Annotated in this window: 13 protein-coding genes; 4 read left to right on the forward strand and 9 right to left on the reverse strand. The window is 54.9% G+C overall.

What is annotated here, in order from left to right; genetic code table 11:
- Positions 1-58 precede the first annotated feature (58 nt).
- The 3 genes from FHS90_RS15760 to trxA form a co-directional block, all read right to left on the reverse strand.
- Positions 59-2,380 (reverse strand): TonB-dependent receptor, encoded by a 2,322-nt coding sequence (locus FHS90_RS15760; RefSeq protein WP_220483084.1) that lies wholly within the window; start codon positions 2,378-2,380, stop codon positions 59-61.
- 225 nt (positions 2,381-2,605) lie between these two features.
- Positions 2,606-4,474 (reverse strand): M61 family metallopeptidase, encoded by a 1,869-nt coding sequence (locus FHS90_RS15765; RefSeq protein WP_182513752.1) that lies wholly within the window; start codon positions 4,472-4,474, stop codon positions 2,606-2,608.
- 258 nt (positions 4,475-4,732) lie between these two features.
- Entirely contained in the window at positions 4,733-5,041 is a 309-nt protein-coding gene (gene trxA / locus FHS90_RS15770) for a thioredoxin (RefSeq protein WP_066836602.1), read from the reverse strand.
- 173 nt (positions 5,042-5,214) lie between these two features.
- Here trxA and FHS90_RS15775 point away from each other — a divergent pair, with 173 nt between their 5' ends.
- The gene (locus tag FHS90_RS15775; RefSeq protein ID WP_182513753.1) at positions 5,215-6,435 is read left to right on the forward strand and encodes an alpha/beta fold hydrolase; all 1,221 of its coding nucleotides are present in this window, start codon (positions 5,215-5,217) and stop codon (positions 6,433-6,435) included.
- Positions 6,436-6,689: 254 nt separating this feature from the next.
- Here FHS90_RS15775 and FHS90_RS15780 read toward each other — a convergent pair whose 3' ends face one another.
- Positions 6,690-7,919, reverse strand: a complete 1,230-nt coding sequence (locus FHS90_RS15780) for an MFS transporter (RefSeq protein WP_182513754.1) — start codon at positions 7,917-7,919, stop codon at positions 6,690-6,692.
- A gap of 309 nt (positions 7,920-8,228) precedes the next feature.
- On the opposite strand from FHS90_RS15780, the gene FHS90_RS15785 reads away from it, so the two are divergent.
- On the forward strand, positions 8,229-8,537 hold the full coding sequence (locus tag FHS90_RS15785; protein WP_066836606.1) for an HNH endonuclease: 309 nt from the start codon (positions 8,229-8,231) through the stop codon (positions 8,535-8,537).
- A gap of 312 nt (positions 8,538-8,849) precedes the next feature.
- On the opposite strand, the gene FHS90_RS15790 is transcribed toward FHS90_RS15785, so the two are convergent.
- The 3 genes from FHS90_RS15790 to FHS90_RS15800 form a co-directional block, all read right to left on the reverse strand.
- Complete coding sequence (locus tag FHS90_RS15790) at positions 8,850-9,137, reverse strand: DUF1456 family protein (protein WP_066836608.1); 288 nt, start codon at positions 9,135-9,137, stop codon at positions 8,850-8,852.
- Between the two features lie 172 nt (positions 9,138-9,309).
- A complete protein-coding gene (locus tag FHS90_RS15795) occupies positions 9,310-11,811 on the reverse strand; it encodes a TonB-dependent receptor (RefSeq protein ID WP_182513755.1) in 2,502 nt (833 codons plus the stop codon).
- A gap of 325 nt (positions 11,812-12,136) precedes the next feature.
- Positions 12,137-13,981, reverse strand: a complete 1,845-nt coding sequence (locus tag FHS90_RS15800; RefSeq protein WP_182513756.1) for a BamB-related PQQ repeat family beta-propellar protein — start codon at positions 13,979-13,981, stop codon at positions 12,137-12,139.
- A 259-nt stretch (positions 13,982-14,240) separates the two neighbouring features.
- Here FHS90_RS15800 and FHS90_RS15805 point away from each other — a divergent pair, with 259 nt between their 5' ends.
- Together FHS90_RS15805 and FHS90_RS15810 are read left to right on the forward strand one after the other, a co-directional pair.
- Positions 14,241-14,531 carry a YciI family protein gene (locus tag FHS90_RS15805; protein ID WP_182513757.1) on the forward strand — a complete coding sequence of 97 codons (291 nt, stop codon included), beginning with the start codon at positions 14,241-14,243 and terminating at the stop codon, positions 14,529-14,531.
- 35 nt (positions 14,532-14,566) lie between these two features.
- Positions 14,567-15,685 (forward strand): toxin-antitoxin system YwqK family antitoxin, encoded by a 1,119-nt coding sequence (locus tag FHS90_RS15810; RefSeq protein WP_182513758.1) that lies wholly within the window; start codon positions 14,567-14,569, stop codon positions 15,683-15,685.
- 66 nt (positions 15,686-15,751) lie between these two features.
- Here the strand turns inward: FHS90_RS15810 and FHS90_RS15815 are convergent, their stop codons facing one another.
- A complete protein-coding gene (locus FHS90_RS15815) occupies positions 15,752-17,113 on the reverse strand; it encodes a mechanosensitive ion channel family protein (RefSeq protein WP_182513759.1) in 1,362 nt (453 codons plus the stop codon).
- A gap of 238 nt (positions 17,114-17,351) precedes the next feature.
- Complete coding sequence (locus FHS90_RS15820; RefSeq protein ID WP_182513760.1) at positions 17,352-17,864, reverse strand: DUF2628 domain-containing protein; 513 nt, start codon at positions 17,862-17,864, stop codon at positions 17,352-17,354.
- Between the last annotated feature and the right edge of the window lie 507 nt (positions 17,865-18,371).

Consider the following 18,371-nt stretch of genomic DNA (forward strand, 5'->3'; position numbering starts at 1 on the left):
AAAGAAACCAGGGCCAGCAGGCCCCAAAGGAAAAGTGGTAGGCGAGCGAAGGAAATCATCAGAATTTAAAGTTATAGGTCACAGACGGAATCACAGGGAACAGTGATACTTGTTTGGCTACAAAGCCGGTGATTTGTTCTGTCTCTTCGTCTTTAAGGGTTTCAAAGTAAACGAAGTACGGGTTGCGGCGGTTGTAGGCGTTGTACACACTGAACGTTAGGTCAGAGGCCCCGCGCTTAGGCCGCAGTTTGTACACCAGCCCCAGGTCAAGGCGGTGGTAGGCGGCCAGCCTGAACGAGTTGCGTTCTGTGTACACGGGTATAACAGTGTAGTCTTCGCCGGGAACGTCCTGAAAAATAAACCGCTGCACCGGCAGGGAGTACGCGTTCCCGGTGCCGTACACAAAGGTAGCCGTAGTGCTCAGGCGCTTGCTCAGTTCATGGATCACCACCACAGAGAGGTCATGCCGGCGGTCAAAGCGGGTGGGGAAGGTTTTGCCGTTGTTGATGTCTGGGAAGGTGCGGTTGGTCCAGGAGAGGGTGTAGCCAATCCAGCCGGTAGTCTTGCCGTCTTTCTTCTCCACGTAGAATTCCTGGCCGTAGCTTTCGCCTTTGCCGAACACAAACTCCTCCTCCAGCACCGGATTGCCAAAGATCTGCGCCCCGTCCCGCAGGTCCAGCTGGCGTTTCATGGTTTTGTAGTAGGCCTCAGTGCTGAACAGGTATTTGTCTTTGTACAGTTTGGTAAGGCCAATGGCCACCTGGTCAGAAACCTGCGGTTTTACACCCGGGCTGGAGGGGTACCAGATGTCAGTAGGCAGTGATGCCCCGGAGTTAGACACCAGGTGCACGTACTGGAACATGCGGGTATAGCTGGCTTTGAGGGAAAGGGTCTCATTGAACCGGTAATTGGCAGAAACGCGCGGCTCCAGCCCCATAAACGTTTTCTCGTTCCTGAACCCGGAAAGACGCAGCCCGTAGCTCAAGGTAAACGTGGGGGTGAAGCTCCAGTCATGCGAGGCGTACAGCCCAAACTCCTGGCCAGAATACGAGTTGCCCGCCTGCACATCAACAGAGCCATCTTCACTGCCCGCCTCTAACCGGCCTACTACAAAGCTGTGGTCAGTGCCAGAGGCGCCAAACCGCAGGTGATGGGTTTCATTAGGCACGTATTCAAAATCTGTCTGCAGCGTGAGGTCAGTGATGTTAGACGTAAGGCTGAAACTGAAGATATCTAACTTGTTGGCAATCTCATACTCATAGTTGGAGGCCGAAAAAGTGGTATTGACAAAGAACTTAGGGTTGAACTGGTGCGCCCACCGGGCACTGGCTACTCTGTTCCCCCAGAAGAAATTGAAGTTGAAGTTCTCGTCTGCAAAGTTGAAGAAGTCACGTCCGTAGTAACCGCTAAAGAAGAGGCGGTCATCTGGCCCCAGCTCAAACGTGGCCTTGGCGTTGAAGTCATAAAAATAGTAGTCAGGGATAGGGCTCCAGTCTGGGTCGTCTTCTTGGGCTTTGTTGATCATGCGGGTGAAAACATCTACGTAGGTGCGGCGGCCAGACACTATAAAAGAGGATTTGTCTTTCTGGATGGGGCCCTCTACGGTTAGGCGGGAGGCAATGAGGCCAAGGCCGCCGGTCACGTCATATTCCTTCCGGTTGCCGTCCCGCATAGAAACATCCAGCACGCTGGAAAGGCGTCCGCCAAATTGTGCCGGAAAACCGCCTTTATACAGTTCCACGCCCCGCACCGCGTCTGGGTTGAACACACTGAAAAACCCGAACAGGTGACTGGGGTTGTACACCAGGGCATTGTCTAAGAGCACCAGGTTCTGGTCATTGCTTCCGCCGCGCACAAAGAGGCCGCTGGTGCCCTCCCCACCTGACTGTATGCCCGGTTTGAGCTGCAGGGTTTTCACAATGTCTACCTCGCCAAACAGGGCCGGCAGCAGCTTGGCCTCGCGGGAGGTGAGGGTTTCTACGCTCATTTGCGGGGTGGAGAGCCGCTCCTGAAACCGGTTCCGGTCAGACTCTATCACCACCTCATTGAGTTGGGTGTTGGCGGGCTGGAGCTCCACGTTGAGCCGGGTGTTGCCTCTAAGCCTGATTTCCCTGATCAGGTTCTCAAAGCCCAGGTAAGAGAACTGGATTCTGTAAGTGCCGGGGGCAACGCTGAGGGTGTAGGAACCACTCTCATTGGTGATGACCCCGCTAGACGAACCCACTACCGCCACGCTGGCCCCAATCAGCGGCTCACCGGTGCCTGCTGAACGTAACGTGCCGCTGAGAGATACCTGCGCCTGCGCCTGAGCGGCGAAAGGAGTGAGGCCAAACACGGTGAGTAGAAGTAGAAAGAGCCTGATAGGTACTTGTTTAACCAAAGAATACACAAACAATTCGTTCAGATTTTTTAGGATAACGCCTAAAGGGATGATATGTTTTTAAGGTAGGAACTTTAAACCTGGTTTCCTAGAAAGGAGAGACAGGTGAAGCGTCCGTATCCCCTAAAGCGCCGCCGGATTGGGCTCTAAAAAGAAATTTCCGTTTTGGGGCTGTTTTTTGAAAAACAGCCCCAAAACGGAAATCAAAAACATGTGCCAATATGGTTACAGGCCAGAGTACAGCCACGCTTGCTGCAGCGCTTTCTGTGCCGCGGTGGCGTTAGGGTCTGGGGTCAGCAAATGCGAAACGGTTTCTTCGGCCGGTACTAGTTTGGCTTGCAGTTTCACCGGTTTTACTTCGCCGTTGGCGTCTTTGCGGCCTACGGTAAGGGTGAGCATTTCGCCTTCTTTGCCATTGATCACGTACTTGTTGATCAAATCTGTGGCGTTGCGCAGGGTTACGTCTTCCCCGTTGATCTGCCACAGCTGGTCTCCAACCTTATAGCCCAGTTGCTTGCCAAACGCGGTAAGGTTTTCAGTGCTGGCTACAATGATGTGCCCAGAAGGCTGGTCATACCCCAGGGTGGGTTTACCCAAAGAAATGCGTTTCTGCACGCCTGACGGCTGATACGTAACCCCCACTTTCTGGAACAGCTCAGCATACGGCAGCGGCTCATTGCCCTCTACGTGTTTTCTGAAAAAGTCCCTGATCTCAGGGTACGTCAACGAGGCAATTTTATCAAACAGCTCCTCATCTTTAAAAGACACATCTTTGCCGTACGTGCGGCTCAGGTCTTTCATTAAGTTGCGCAGGCCGTATTTACCGCCAGACAATTCTCTCAGCCTGATGTCTAAGGCCATGTTGAGGAGCGCGCCTTTCTGGTATACGTTGCCGTACTCCTTCTCATACTTGTCAAGAGCACCTAGGCTGAGCTCAGTAAAGGCCAGGTCATCATTGTACTGCTGCTTAGAGGCAATGATCTTGTCGCGCATCTCCTTCAGAAAACCGGTCAGGTCAGTCAGTTTCTGGTTCACCTGCACGTGGTGGGCAAAGTACTCCGTGGCGCCTTCATACATCCAGAGGTGCTTAGACATCTTGGGGTTGCTGAAGTCAAAGTTGCCAATTTCCTCTGAGTGAATGTTCAGCGGGGTCACAATGTGGAAGAACTCGTGCGCGGCAATGTTGCGCACCTGCTCAGCCAGCATGGCAGGCGGCATCTCAGGGAAATAATACACAGATGAGTATGAGTGCTCTAACGCGCCGTACGCGCCCGTGCGATTCTGTTTGTTGTCAATGTAAATCAGGAACGCATATTTGTCTACCGGCAGAGTACCCCCCAGGTAGTTTTTCTGCGCCTCCAGAATGGTTTTGATGCTTTGCGCCAGGTTTCTGGAGCGCTGCCCGCCGCCGGCGGCATAGGTGGAGATCAGCACCTCTGCGTTGCCCACCTTCAGCATGGCCGTGTCAGGGCGGCTGTAGAGCATAGGGGCGTCTACCAGGTCGTTGTAGTTGGCCAGGCGGTAGGTGTCTGAGGTAGGGGTGCTGCTCACGGTGCGCAGGGAGGTGGCGCCGTAGAACTCTTTTGGTTTGTTCACCTGTATCTGGTAGGGCTCTTTGGTCAGGCCGTCAAAATACCCGAAGAAGCCGTGCGTGTTGATCAGGAACACTTTGCCCTCCTCAATGTCTGTGGCGGCCGGTTCAAACACAATGTCTTCTTTCTTAGGCGTGTCCCAGGTGTCGTTGACCAGATAGGTGATCTTGGCAAGTTTTTTCGCCTTTTTGATTTTCCAGCTGTTCTGGTCTACCCGCTCCACGTCCAGCTTTTTGCCTTTTTTGTCATAGGCGGCAAAGTCCTCAATAAACTTCCCGAAGTCATACACCGCATAGGTGCCCGGTACCATCTTGGGCATGTGGTACACCACCTCGTCTTTGTCAAAGTCAGGGGTGAGCAAAGACACCTGCAGTTTGTCTCCTTTTACCTGGCCCAGGTCAACAGAAAAACGGTAAGTGGGGGCAGATTTATCTTGCGCCTGCATAGGGGCCTGCAAGAGCACGGCCAATCCTAGTGCCGCCAAAGATCTTTTTAACATCATATTAGTTGAATAGAATGATCAGAAAACGAAAGATACAAGCTTTCAGGGCGAGTCTTTGCAAAATCCTTGCCTTTTCAGGGCTGTACAGTTCCTTTCTGCTTCTTTAGTCGGTGGGGCGGGCTAAAAATTACACGGCAGCCGGCTAAAAATAACCCCGTGAAATGGGCCGTGATGGGGCCGGGCGCTTGCAGAGGGTCTTGGAGAAAGAGCGAAAGCTTTCTGTTTTTGGCCTGTTTTCCAGAAAACAGGCCAAAAACGCTACGGCAGGTGCTGTTGTACCACCTGGGCCAGTTGCTGCGGCGGCACCACGCCAGACTGCCGCCAGAGCTGTTTGCCCTGGTGAAACAGCAGGAGCGTGGGTATGCCCTGCACCCGGTACTGCTGCGCCACTGCCGGGTTCTTGTCTACGTCAATCTTGATCACCTTCAGCTTGCCCTGAAACTGCTGGGCCACCTGCTGCAGAATGGGGGCCATGGTTTTGCAGGGGCCGCACCAGTCGGCGTAGAAGTCTACCAGCACCGGCATGCCGGGGCTGTTGATCAATTCCTGAAATGATTTCTTGGCCATGTCTGTTGCACGTTTGAATACAGGCAAGTATACGGAAAAAGCCAATTCCAGATCAAGCCATTCGCGTAAAAAGAGGGATTCTGTTTTAGGCCTGTTTTGGCGAAAACAGCTCCAAAACATCTCGCTGTAGAAGGAACTTAAATGAGGGGGAGATCCTTGAGAAAGTATAACTTATGAAAGGAAAGAAAGCGTTGAAGACTATATTTTTATCTGCGGTGCTGGCCATGTCTGGCTGGTTTTCGGGGTGCAAAGAGGCCGAGGTGCTGGAAGAGAAGCCGGTGCAGGAGGTCCAGAAAGACCTGCTGGTGTCGGCAGAGAAACTGACCACTATTCAGGCCGCCGGCCTGCGCCAGATTGCGGTGTCTAACGGGCAGTCACAGCTGGCCACCCTGGTGAAGTATGACGTGGACGTGTACCGGTTGACGTACCTCACCACCTACAACGGGCAGGAGATGAAAGCCTCCGGGCTGATGGTGGTGCCGTTGAACCTGACGTCGGCGGCGCCGATATTGAGTGCCCACCACGGCACCACGTTTGACCAGAAATACGCCCCCAGCAATTTCCAGCTGAGCTCTTTGACCGGTTTTGAAGCCTTCGGCGCAGCCGGATACCTGACCCTGGTGCCTGACTTTATTGGCTATGGCGTCTCCAGGCAGGTTCTGCACCCGTACTATGACATGAAGCACTCAGGCACGGCGGTGGTAGACATGATCAAGGCGGGTAAATCTTTTTTCAGGAAGAACAACATCAAGGCGTCTGAGAAGCTGTTCCTGGCCGGTTATTCTGAGGGCGGCTACGTGACGCTGGCGGCGCAGAAGGAGCTGGAGGAGCACCCGGAGCACGGGTTAACAGTCACGGCTTCGGGCGCGGGGGCCGGGGGCTATGACCTGGAGGGCATGCTGGGCCGGGTGGTGTCTGGCAAACCGTATGATTATCCCGCCAATCTGGCGTTCATCCTGCAGGCCTACAACCAGACCTACGGCTGGAACCGCCCGCTCACCCACTTCTTCCGGGAACCCAACGCCACGCGCATTCAGGAGCTGATTGACGGTACCCGCACCAGCGGCTCCATTAACAGCGCCCTGGACAAAGACCCGGCTAAGCTGTTCAACCCTACGTTCCTGGCGGCCTTGAAAGGCGATGGCGAGCAGGCGTTGAAGCAGGCATTGAAGCGAAACAGCCTCAAGAACTGGGAGCCTAAAAGTCCCACCAGACTCTACCACGGCACCGCTGATACCATGGTGCCCTTTGAGAACTCGCAGGTGACGGTTGACGCCATGAAAGCGGCCGGAGCCCCTGATTTGAAGTTTATCCCTATCAAAGGCGGTACGCACTTCAGCAGTCTGGAGCCCATGATCAAAGACCTGATTCCCTGGATGGAGGGCATGAAGTAGCAGACAATAGCCTTCTCTGGCAAACAGCAATCCCCGCCGGGTTCCCGGCGGGGATTGCTGTTTTTGGCCTGTTTTCAGGAAAAGAGGCCAAAAACAGCTTTCCTTATTATGGTAGGGCGTATTTTCTATTTGCTCATTCGCCAGGGTATGGCCGAGTCTGCCGACTCAACATGCGTGGGCACAGGCGTATGCTAGCGTGAGAGAACGCTTCACTGTTTTGAACCTGTTTTCAGGAAAATGGCCCCAAAACAGACTTAACTCACCTGTTTCAGTTTGCCCACCACCAGCATAGAAAGCAGGGTGAAGACGGTGGCAATGATGCCCACGGTGCCAAAGCCCATTAATTGCTGAGAACCGGGGGCGTTGGTGATGACCAGTCCTGAAAGGAAGGCGGCCAGCCCAGACGCCAACTGCTGCACAGACGAATTCACGCTCATGAAGCTACCGCGCAGGCGCGGTTCTACGCTGGAGGTAATCATGGACATGGCCGGTACAAACCTGGCCCCAAACACTATGAAGAACAGCGTGGTCACTATAAAGGCCTGCCAGTGCGGCACCTGGGGCAAATGCGTGACAATGAGAATGGGGATCACCGAAAAGACCGCGGCCACCATGAATACTTTCTTCTTGCCAAACCTGTCGGCCAGGCGGCCGGCCCATTGGGAGGTCACCACCGTCGCCAGCCCCCCAAAGAGGTAGATGTAGCTCAGCTCCGCCTCGGCGAAGCCCACGTTGGCCACCATGTACGGGCTCAGGAACGGCACCACGGTAAAGCCCGCCAAAGAGAGCACCACCATGAGGGCGAAGGCCCATAGGCAGTTGGGCCGGGTGAAAATGGCCTTGAGCACCTGCGCCGGGTGCTGCGGAACATGGTTCAGCAGGTGGTTGCGCATGGGGGGCAGCAGGCGCCAGGCCATGAGCAGCACCAGCACGCAGAGACCGGTCAGCAAAAAGAAAGGCGCGTGCCAGCTGGCGTGGCTGGCCAGGTACAACCCCAGCGGGATTCCGCCAATAGAGGCAATGGAAAACGCAGCCATTACTTTGCCCGTGGCGGCCCCACGCCGCTGCTCCGGTACGGTATCCCCAATAATAGCCAGCACCATGGCCCCTAACACCCCGCCAAAAGCGCCGGCAAAGATGCGGGCGGCCATCAGGAATTCAAAGGTGGGCGCCAGCGCGCAGGCCAGGGTTCCTGCGGTGAAGCCCACGTAGAGCGCCAGCAGCGCAATCTTCCGGTCAAAGCGGTCAATAAAAAAGGCACTCAGCAAACCAGAGAGGGCCGCACTGAACGTATAGGCTGAAACCAGAAACCCAAACTCACGGGGGCTGATTTGAAAAACACGCATGAGCTGGGGCCCCAGCGGCATCATGATCACAAAGTCCATGATGTGGGTGAACTGAATGGCGGCCAGTATAAAGATCAACCAGCTTTCGCGCAGGGCGGGGGCTGTGGTTTGTGATGATAGCGGTGGGGAAAGTGACATCTTCAAAGTAAGTAAGCCCAAAGCTGTACGCGGTTAAGTAGGAGAGGTTTAGGCCGCCCGTACAGCAGGGCCGCGAAGGTAAGGATTTTGTCTTGACCTGAAACAGGCCGGGGGCGAAAGTTGTTTAGGGCATGTGTAGGCCAGGCCAGAGCAAGGTTCTTCAATAGCAGTTCTTCAGCAGCTTTGCAGCGCTAGAAGGGCAAAAGCGGGTTCCTGCCATAGGTTTAAAATAATGTAGCCAAGCACCTGACCAGCCAGTTGCGTTTACCAAGTCAAATTGTAAACACGCTTTTACCACACAGAAAGACCGTGGCGAAAAAGAAAAAGAAACCAGTAGAGAGCGCTGACCCCACCTGTGCTTTGTGTGGCCGGGAAGTGGGCTTTACCACGCTGCACCACCTGATCCCGCGGGAGGAGGGAGGCCGCCACGGCCCCACCGCCCCGCTTTGCCAGCCCTGCCACAGTACTGTGCACCTCACGCACACCAACAAAGAACTGGCCGTGCTCTACAACTCCATTGAAGCGCTGAGAGGCTCTGAGGAACTGCAGAAGTACCTGAACTGGGTGAAGACCAAGCGGCTGGACAAGATTACCAACCGCCGGGGCAAGCGCAGATAAATAAATGGTTTTTGTCCCTGCTGGAGCCAAACCTCTGGTGTCTGGGAGATTTTCTTTCCTTCTCAAGAGAGCTGGAATGGCATTCCGCCGTGGGCGGATTGAGGGGGACTGAATCCAATGGGGGAGGGGAATTCTGTTTTGGAGCCGTTTTCAGAAAAACAGCCCCAAAACAGAAGGGAAAGCATCTGGTGACAGCAGTGTTGCCAAGTAAAAGCACGGCTGAAAAGCGGCCAGCTGAAAAAAGGCCAGCAGCACTAAGGGCCAGCAGGGCTGTTTTAGTGCTGTTTTCCTGAAAACAGGCCGAAAACGGAATTACCTGTTGTCTGGTTTGTTTCTCCTGGGCGGATACGCTTTGGGCTGGTCTGCTGCGGGTTTACGCGGTTCCTGGGGACCCCGCAGGTGAATGATCAAACCGTTCAGGAAATTGCGCAGCAGCTGGTCTCCGCAGGGCTTGTAGTTGGGGTGGTCCTCCTGCCGGAAGATGGCCCCCAGTTCGCTCTTGGTGACGTTGAAGTCTACCAGTTTCAGGATCTGTACAATCTCATCATCGCGCAGCTGCAGGGCCACGCGCAGTTTTTTCATTATATCATTGTTGGTCATGCCTGTGCGGGGTAAGGTATAAGAAGCCTCATTCTTATACGCGGTTTTTTCTGAAAGGCCAAAGGTACCGCTGTTCCGGTAAAATGAAACAGCCGCCCCTGTTTTTCGCCTGAAATTGGAAAAGGAGGGCAGAAACAGGGGCGGCCGCTGGCTTCACCGGGGATACGCTACGCTAGCTTTTCTTTTTAGACCCTTGGCCGGTCAAGCGCTCCAGGGCTTTGTCCCGCTTGAACTCCATCTTCCCAAAGCGGTAATTGAAGCTCAGGCGCACAATGCGGTTGTAGTTGTTGTTGAAGTTGAGGTTGTTGGAGTTGGTGTTGTTCACCGTGGTTCTGATGGTGTTGAGGCTGCTGATGAAATTCTCCACATTCAGGCTCACGCCCGCCTTGCGTTTGAGAAACTCCTTGCGCAGGCCCAGGCTGTAGGAGTAGTTGGCGGTGCTTCGGCTCTGGAGCGAGATGCGGGGCGAGTTGTAGGAGGCGGCGGTCTGCACGCTGAAGTCTTTCTCAAAGCGGTAAGAGAGGTTTCCGCTGAGGTTGTACATCCAGCCGGCCCGGCTCACGGCATACTTCCCTACAAAGCTGTACAGGTTATTATAGTACAGGTTGAGGTTGAGGCCCGCCTGCCCGTTTTTCTTGATGCGGGTAGAGGCAGATACGCTGGTGCCGTACACGGCGTTTTTGCCCAGGTTCTCAAAGGTGGTGTTGAGGGTGTCACTGCTGGGTGAAACCGGAAACTGGTAGTGGGCAATGTCATTGTTGGTCTGCCGCCAGTAGGCAGAGGTGTTGACGCTGGTATTTTTGATGAGCCAGCTGTAGTTGACCTCAGTGTTATGGGTGAGCTCAGCGTCCAGGTTGGGGTTGCCATACCTGATGTTCAACTGGTTGCTCTCATTGCGGTACGGGTTCAGCTGGCCAATGCCGGGGCGCTGAATGCGGGTGGAGTAGCTGAGCCGCAGGCGCTGGCCTTTGGCAAAGTTGCGCATGACCATCACGTTGGGCATGAAATTGTGAAACGGCTTGTCCAGGTTGGTGTCTATGTTGTTGGTGTTAAACTGCCCCTGTACGTTGGTGTACTCATAGCGGCCGCCCAGCCTGAAGGTGTAGGTTTTCTTGAACCGGTAGGTGTAAGAAAGGTAGGTGGAATACACATCCTGGTCATAATTGAACCGGTTAGACCTAACCGGATCCAGTTGCAGGGGGGCGTTTGCCGTTCTGGCAAACGAGAAGCTGTAGTCACTGGATGAGTTGCGCAAGACCGCCCGGGACCCAATATCCAGGCTGCCCCACTTGTCAAACGGGTGTGAGTAGTCTGCCTGAAAGGTGATTTCCCGGTTTCGGCCCTGGTTGTCGCTTTCCTCGCGGCGGGTGATGGTGCCGGTGCGGTTGTTTTCTGCCAACTGGTAGTCACTGCCAGACTGGTTGTTGTTGAGGATGGTGAGCACGTCCAGCTCCTGGCCTTTTTTCTTGAATTTCCTTTTGTAGTGCAGGTTCATGTCCAGCCCGCTGGAGCGGCCGGTGTTCTCCATGTCCCTGAACCGGAAGTTGTTCACGCGCTCTTCGCCCGCGGGGGTGAACTCATTGGTGGTGAGGGTGCGGTCACTCAGGTTGCGGCCAGCGTTCAGGCGCATGCTGGCGCTAAGGGAGGTATGCTCGTTGAACTCATAGTCGCCCCCCAGCTGCGCGAAGATGGAGCGCCCGTTGTTGTCAAAGGTGCTCACCTGCTGGATCTGTTTGGTGGGCGTCTGGATGGTGTTCTCCTCCCTGAAATACTGCTGCTCAGACTCAGAGTCCCCGTTGCGGTCATTGAAGTTGCCGCCAACCGTAGCCCGTATGCCCACCTTTTTCTTTCTGATGTTCAGGTTGGAGTTGAGGTTGTTGGTGCGGTTGCCCAAGGTGCCGGTGACAGAACCCGTCATGCCTTCTACTGAACTTTTCTTGGTGATGATGTTGACCACCCCGGCCGTGCCCTCTGCGTCATATTTGGCAGAAGGGCTGGAGATCACCTCTACTGATTTGATCATGTCGGCCGGAATCTGCGCCAGCGCCTCTGCCAGGTTGTCACCCAGCATGGAAGAAGGTTTGCCATTGATCAGGATCTTGATTTTGGGGCTGCCGCGCATCTCCACGTTGCCGTCTATGTCTACGGCAAGGGAGGGGACTTTCTTCAGCACATCGGCGGCGGTGCCGCCAATGTTGGTGATGTCATTCTCTGCGTTGTAGACCAACCCGTCATCTGTTTCCTGGATCAGGTCTTTCTCAGCGGTCACCACCACTTCCTCCAGGGCTTTGCTGTCGGTTTCCAGTAAGATGCTGCCAACGTTCTGGCTGGAGGCCCCGGCAGAGACGGTGATGGGGTGCAGCCTGGTTTTATAGCCTACAAACGAGACGGCCAGCACATAGTCTCCCGGGGCCACTCTGGGCATAGTGAACGCGCCTTTGTCATCACAGGTGGCCCCGTTGAGCGGTTTGCCGGCTTTGTCTTGCAGGGCTACGGTGGCAAAGTCAACCGGCTTCCGGGTCACCGCATCTGCCACCGTTCCGGTTAAAGTCACCCCTCCTGTTTGCCTGCTTTCTACCAGGGCAGCAGAACTGGCGCTAGCTGTTGCCGGGAGCAGCAGAACCAGAAAGAAGAGGGCCAGACAAGCCAGGTGCTGGAGGGGAATGCGCATCATGCTAAGAAATATACAAAGCCAGGTAGATCAATAACAGGTAAGGGGAGCCAAGCCGGGGCAGGTTTTAGTTGCACTCAGCTTGCCTGGGCTCTTAGACAAAGTAGAGAGTAATTGGTTTAATCCCAGACACTTCTTTTAAGTATATTTTTGAAGAAGCGTCTGGGATACTCTGGTGCGTGGCACCTGCCCGCCTGCTTTGTCAGCAGCAAGACCGGTTATGGGTAGAGGGCCTTTGGCCGAAGGCACCCCAACCTTTGACCGGCTCCTGAGTCTTTTTCAGGCAACACAGGCTGGAGTAAAGCAAAGGGTGCCTGTTCAGGAGAAGCTAGAAAGAAAGCATTTCTACTTTGCCATCCATGGTGGCGGCAATCAGTTTTTTCTTGGGCCGGGCATTCACCGTGTTTACCATGGAGTTGTCAATCTTGTGCGCCCAGTTAACCTGTTTGGTCTGTGGGTTGATGCTGTAGACCACCCCGCTCTTGGTTCCAAAGAAAACAGCCCCGTCTTTCTCAATCAGCATAGACGGCACGTGCTCATAGCCAAACCCGGCGTTCATTCTCCAGGCAAGTTTAGGGGCGGTTTTGCCGGTTTCAAAGGCCACCACCTCGTCTTGCATGGTTTTGCCATAGACCAGTTTCTTGTCTGCAGAGAGGCCCAGGGACTCCCGTACGGTGGCTTCTTTGCTGCGCCACAGGGCCTGGCCGGTGTTGCTGTCCAGGGCGGTGATGAACCGGTCTGGGGCAACAAGGTACACCACCCCGTCATGCGCCACCGGAATGGCCATGGCTGGGGAAAACATGCGGTTAGGGGAGCCGTTGTTCCACTTCCAGGCAAGGGAGCCGTCTTTCTGGTTCAGGGCGTAGAGGTGCCGGTCCCAGGCGCCAAAGATAATTTTTCCCTCATACAGCAGCGGGGTGCTGACCACGGCGCCTTCCAGGCCGGAGAAGGCCCAGAGCTGTTTGCCGGTTGCAGCCTCCAGGGCTCTGAACTTGCCGTCACTGGCCCCAATGTACACCACGTCTTTCTCAACCAGCGGCGAGCCCAGCACTGAGGCCTCGGTTTTGGTTTTCCAGGCTAGTTTCCCGGTCCTGGCTTCTAAGGCATAGATGTGCCCGTCACCGGAGCCGAAGATGACCAGCTTTTTATAAGCCGCGGGCGAGGAGAAAATTCCGCCACCGGTCTGGTACGTCCATTTTAGTTTTCCGTCTTTCTCTGAGAGCGCCTCTACTTTGCCCACGCTGTTGCCAAAGATGACCAGGCCGTTGGTAGACAAGGGCGTAGAAATCACGTTGGCGTCTGAGTGGTAGCTCCACACCTTCTTTACCGCCGGGTACGTGGTGTTGACGGCATACGAGGGGCGTTCAAACGGTTTGGTGGTGTCATAGGAGCGGGTGCCCAGGGCAATGCGGCGCCATACGGGTTTGGTGCCCACCCCCGGGGTGCGCTCAGAAAACAGTGCCGAGTCTTGCCGCACCTCTACCAGGTTGTACCCGCCCACAGGGTCTTTGGCCCGCAGGTTGGAGCGGCCAATAGTGCCGGGAATGCCTTCGGCGTCAAAGGGCTGGTTTACATGGTAGTGGCCGCAGAGCGTAAACTGGGTGTTCTGCTTCTTAAGGCGGTCTGTGGCTTCATACCAGTTGTCCAGCCCTTTGTCAAGCGGGTAATGGTTGATGAAGATGATGGGCTGGGTTTTCGGCGTAGCCGCCAGCACGCTGTCCAGCCACACGGTGGCATCACGCGGGATATGGCCGTCTGACATGCGCACATACGGCCCGGAGGCGCAGGCAATGAGCTTGTAGCCGTTGTGCTCAAAGGCAAACTTGTCATACCCAAACTCCCGTATGAAACTCACGCCCCCAGACTCTGACCAGCCGGTGTCATGGTTGCCGGGAATGATGTAATAGGGTTTGTTCAGCTGACTAATAATGCTTTTGGCCAGTTTGAGTTCTTTGTCTGTGCCCATCTCCGTGATGTCACCGGTGAGCAGTACAAAGTCTACGTCAGGCATCTGGTTGATATCAGCCACGGTGCGCTGCAGGTCTTCTTCGGCGCCGCCGCTGGGCGAACCAATATGGGTGTCAGTGACAAAGGCGAATTTGAATTTCTGTGCAAAACTGCTGCTGTGTTGGAGGCACAAGGCCAGGAGCACCATTTTAAATACGTGTTTCATAAACAGGGGAGAAATCTTTGGCGGGTTAAGTATAGAGGTTTTGGTTTTGGGGAGCAAGCCAGACGGGTCATGTTCTTAAATAATATTAAAAATATAAAGCCTGTTCCATTGGTTTCTGTTTTCGGGCTGTTTTTCAGAAAACAGGCCAAAAACAGAAACCGGCGGCGGCACACGAGAAGTATATTCCAGAAAGGGGGGCGGCGCAGGTACGGCTTCAGGGAATTTTTCTATTTTTAGGAACACAAACGAAACATATTCTGTGAAACAGTATTTGATAACCGGGTTAGACTATACCCATGAAGGGGCGTTAGACCACCGTATGGCCGTAAGGCCCGCGCATTTTGAAATGGCTAAAAAGCTGAAGGCCAGCGGCAACTTCCTGCTTGGGGGCGCCATTCTGAACGATAAGGAGCAGATGATTGGCTCTACCCTGGTGTTGCAGTTTGAGCAGGAAGAGGAGCTGCAGAAGTGGATGGACGAGGAGCCCTACATTCAGCAGAAAGTCTGGGAGAAGGTAGAGGTGAAGCCGTTCAAAGTGGCCCAGGTGTAAAGAAACTGGTCAGCGCTGCTGTCCCCCGCCCTTCTATGAAACATTTCTTATTATGCATGGGTGTCACGCTCTGCGTAACGGTTAGTGCCCTGGCCCAGCCGCCCACCGCCCCCAGACGCAATGTGCGGTTGAAACCCATTGGCAAAGACAGTGTGAATTTTGCCTATGACCAGGACTATTACCTGATTGAAGACAGTTGCGCCCAAATCATACGGCAGGCACATTATAACTTTAAGCAGCGCAAGTTCTTTGGGAAGTTCAGAGACGTGAGCGCCCAGGAGAGGGAGCTGGTGCTGGCAGAAGGAACCTTCACCCCAGAAGGCCTCAAGACGGGGCCCTTCCTGTACCGCAACCTCAACGGAAGCCTCAGGGCCAAAGGTGATTTCCAGGAAGACAGGTTCACCGGCCGCTGGGAGCTCTATGATGACAACGGCAAGCCGCAGCTTGTTTTTGAGGCCTTACCAGCCGGAGTCAAGATTCTGGAGGCCTGGGATGCAGAAGGCAAGCATACCGTGCAGAATGGGGCGGGCACCTACTCAGAGTCTAACGGCGCCATCAAATGGACAGGCAAGCTGCTGAACGGCACTCCTGAAGGCTACTGGAAAGGCAGCCGCCAGAATGACCGCTCAGATGCCATCCTGATCAGCGAAACCTTTAAAAAAGGGGCCTTTGTGAAGGGGAGCGGGCCCACCGGAGACTACAAAGACGCCTCCCGCCTTAAACTGGTGGGCGAAAACCTCTTTCCGTTCCTGAACGCCGAAAAGGTGCGCCTGTCCAGGGTGCCCTGCAACGGTACCGCCAGAAAAAGATACCAGAGTGCCCAGTACAAGTACGGGAACGCTTCCTTCTCTGAGGAGATCAAAAACAACGTGCGGGCGTTTCTGTCAACCGTAGACCTGAAAATCTACGAAAACGAGCTGGAGCTGGAAGGTGAGGTGAATGAAAACGGCCGGGTGGTCAGGCTCCGGAGCAACAACGCCTTTGACATGAAGATTGTCTCTGGCCTGAGCAAGGCGCTGGAGAGGCTGCCGTCTTTAGAGCCCCCACTGGCCGACGGGAAACCCGTGACCCAGAAGATTGTCTTCCATTTCACGTTCAGCCAGGGCGGGTACCGGTTCACCTACCGTTTCCTGCCCATGGCCCCGTCTAACTAGGTTTTGCGGTTGCCCTGCGTCTGTTTTGGGCCTGTTTTCCAGAAAACAGGCCCAAAACAGACGCTTTTATTCTTTAGGATGAACGTCGCCAAACTCATTGATGGCCACCGGGGCGCCCTCTGGGCTGATGAACTGCACCTGTTGCCTTGGGTAAACGGCTTTGATCACGCCCACGTACTCTGGTTTGTTAAGCTCCTGCACTATCCTGAAGGTGAGCTCACTCTTCCATTTCCTGCGTTCGCGGGCCCCCACCAGATAGCGCACGGTAATGTTGGTCCAGGAGTCTTCCAAGGAAACAAACACCTGGGGCTTGTCAGCAACGGGGTCTGCCAGTTCAGCGCGTTGGAGCAGCTTGGCGTATTGGCGGGCGGGCTCCATCATGAGGTTGCCCAACAGGTCCAGGGCCACCCGTTCTATCACCGCCATGGCCACGTCTAGTTTTGACTCATTGGCCACGGCTACGGCCAGTTCATCCCACACGTAGGGGAAATCACCGGTGAGGTTGATGACCGTGCCGGTGAGAATCTCATTGTTGGGGAACGTGACCATTCGGCCGGTAGGCTGCTCAGCCTGCACAATGCCGGGCTGGTAGGGTGCACCAATTTCCCAGACAGTGGTGGTGAGAAAGTCAATGCGGTACACATCGCCAAAAACTTCGCCTACCCGTATGCGGTCGCCCACGCGGTAATAGCCTTGAAAGGAGTTGAGCAACCAGCCCGTAAAACTTTCAATGGGGGTTTGCAGAGACCAGGACAAGGCCAGGCCCACCAGCCCCAGGGACCCCACCAGCGCCCTGATGTCACCGGCCACCACGCTTACGGCCAACCCAATGGCAAACAGCCAGATGGAGAGGGAAACTAGCGTGAGCACGCCCCCTGAGCTGTGCCAGTGGCCAATGGCCTTTTTCAGAAGTTGCTTTAACAGCCTGGAGAGCAGCCAGGCCAGCACCAGCGCCCCAAGTGCAATGAGGACCCTGGGAAGGTTGTAGTAGAAGCCGTTCCAGATTTTCTGCAGGGCGCCTATGGCTTCACCGGCGGCGGCCTTGCTGGAGACGCTCAGGGAGCCGTTTGCCAGGGAGTCCTGCGCCTGTTCCAGAGAGTCTGGCAGGAGAAGAGAGTCTGTAGGAGACAACCCGGAGGAGTCAGCGGCCCCCGATAGCGTGTCAACTTCCTGCAGCCCCAGACCCGCTTCACTGGGGGCCACCACCATGAGGAAGAAGCCCGTGATGGCCACCGCCAGAATAGAGGCCTGCCTGAAGTTTTTAAGTCGGTTTTCGGCCCCTTTTACGGCAGATCCCTTCCGCTTGACCAGGCGTTTTCTTTGCTGGCGGGCCGCCAGGCTTCGTCTGGAGGGGGTGGTGCGGCCTCTGGGGGCAGATGGGGTGGGGGAGTTGGTTTTCCTGTATCTACTGGTACTGATTTTCCGCATAAAGCTTCTTTAGGTGTGCCCCTGCTGTTGCAGCTGCAAAGGGAGTCCTTTTTTATACGGGAAAACAAAACTTAGGCTAAGAACACCCCATGGCGGGCCGTGCCAGACCAAGATATCTGGGCAGCTACTGGTGGAATGGTCTGGTAAAGGTATTTTTCTGTTTTAGGGCTGTTTTTTGAAAAACAGCCCTAAAACAGAAAAGCCAGGGCAAAGGGGCGGGCAACGCCACCTGCCAAATTTATCTGCCCAGGAACTGGTTCAAGAGCAGATAGACCAGGAACAGCGCCGCCAGCAGGATGTGGGGAAGGTAAGTGATGCTGCCTTGCCGCTGCAGACGCAGGGCGGCCTGTTCTTCATCCTTTTCTTTCTGCAGCATCTTGGTCACCCGGGCCTTTGCCTGCCGCAGGTACAGCCAGTTCCCCAGAAAGCCAATGGCCAGGCTCCAGAAAAGCGCAATGAAATTATTAATCAGCTGCAGGGTCTGCGCAGCAATCTGCTGAGTGAGCGCCAGGTAGTTCAACAGAAAAGACACCCCGGTCACCACCGCCACCACCGCCAGCGCCTGCACATACAGCTTGCGGTACAACATCCAGAACAGCCCAAAGAAGAAGGCCCCCAAGTTAAAGGTGAATCTGGTGCCGGCTTGCTGCTGGGCCAGTTTATAAAGATAGTAGTCAGCGTCTACGCCAAAATAGGCGCGGTAAAAATCTTGCAGGTCGTCATTGTCTGGGGCTGGTGAGTCAGCTTGCATGGCTGTAAATGAGGTTAGGAAGTACTATACGGTAAAGGTACAAGATTAGCGGAGTTTCTGCTGCAGGGACTTCTGCTGGGACCTGGAGCTGAGGCTGCTTCCAGAGGCCTCTCACCCCTGGCACAAGGCGCGCTTCTTGGCCCTTAGATCGGCTGCCGCTGCAGAAAGACCGGCTTTTCCTGTTTTTGGTCTGTTTTACAAAAAAACAGGTCAGAAACAGCGGCAAATGATAAGACCTGTGCGCCAGCGGCAAGCGACAGCCACAGAGGCGCCACATCCTTAATTTATTTAAAAACCTGCAAAATTTTTGTTTTCTTGCCGCCGCTTGCCCCACCCCTCAGGGGCTGTGTTTACTTTTTAGCTTCTTCCGCGAATGCGGGTAGTCACCGTTGCCGCTGAGGAGGCATTTAATCAGTAGCCCAAGGCTTTTACGGCGGCAATGCGGTATGTAAAAAGATGGAGTACAGCTTTTAACCCAATACTTAAGGAATAACCCCCTATCCCTCA

Source organism: Rufibacter ruber, from assembly GCF_014138425.1.
Taxonomy (GTDB): Bacteria; Bacteroidota; Bacteroidia; order Cytophagales; family Hymenobacteraceae; genus Nibribacter; species Nibribacter ruber_C.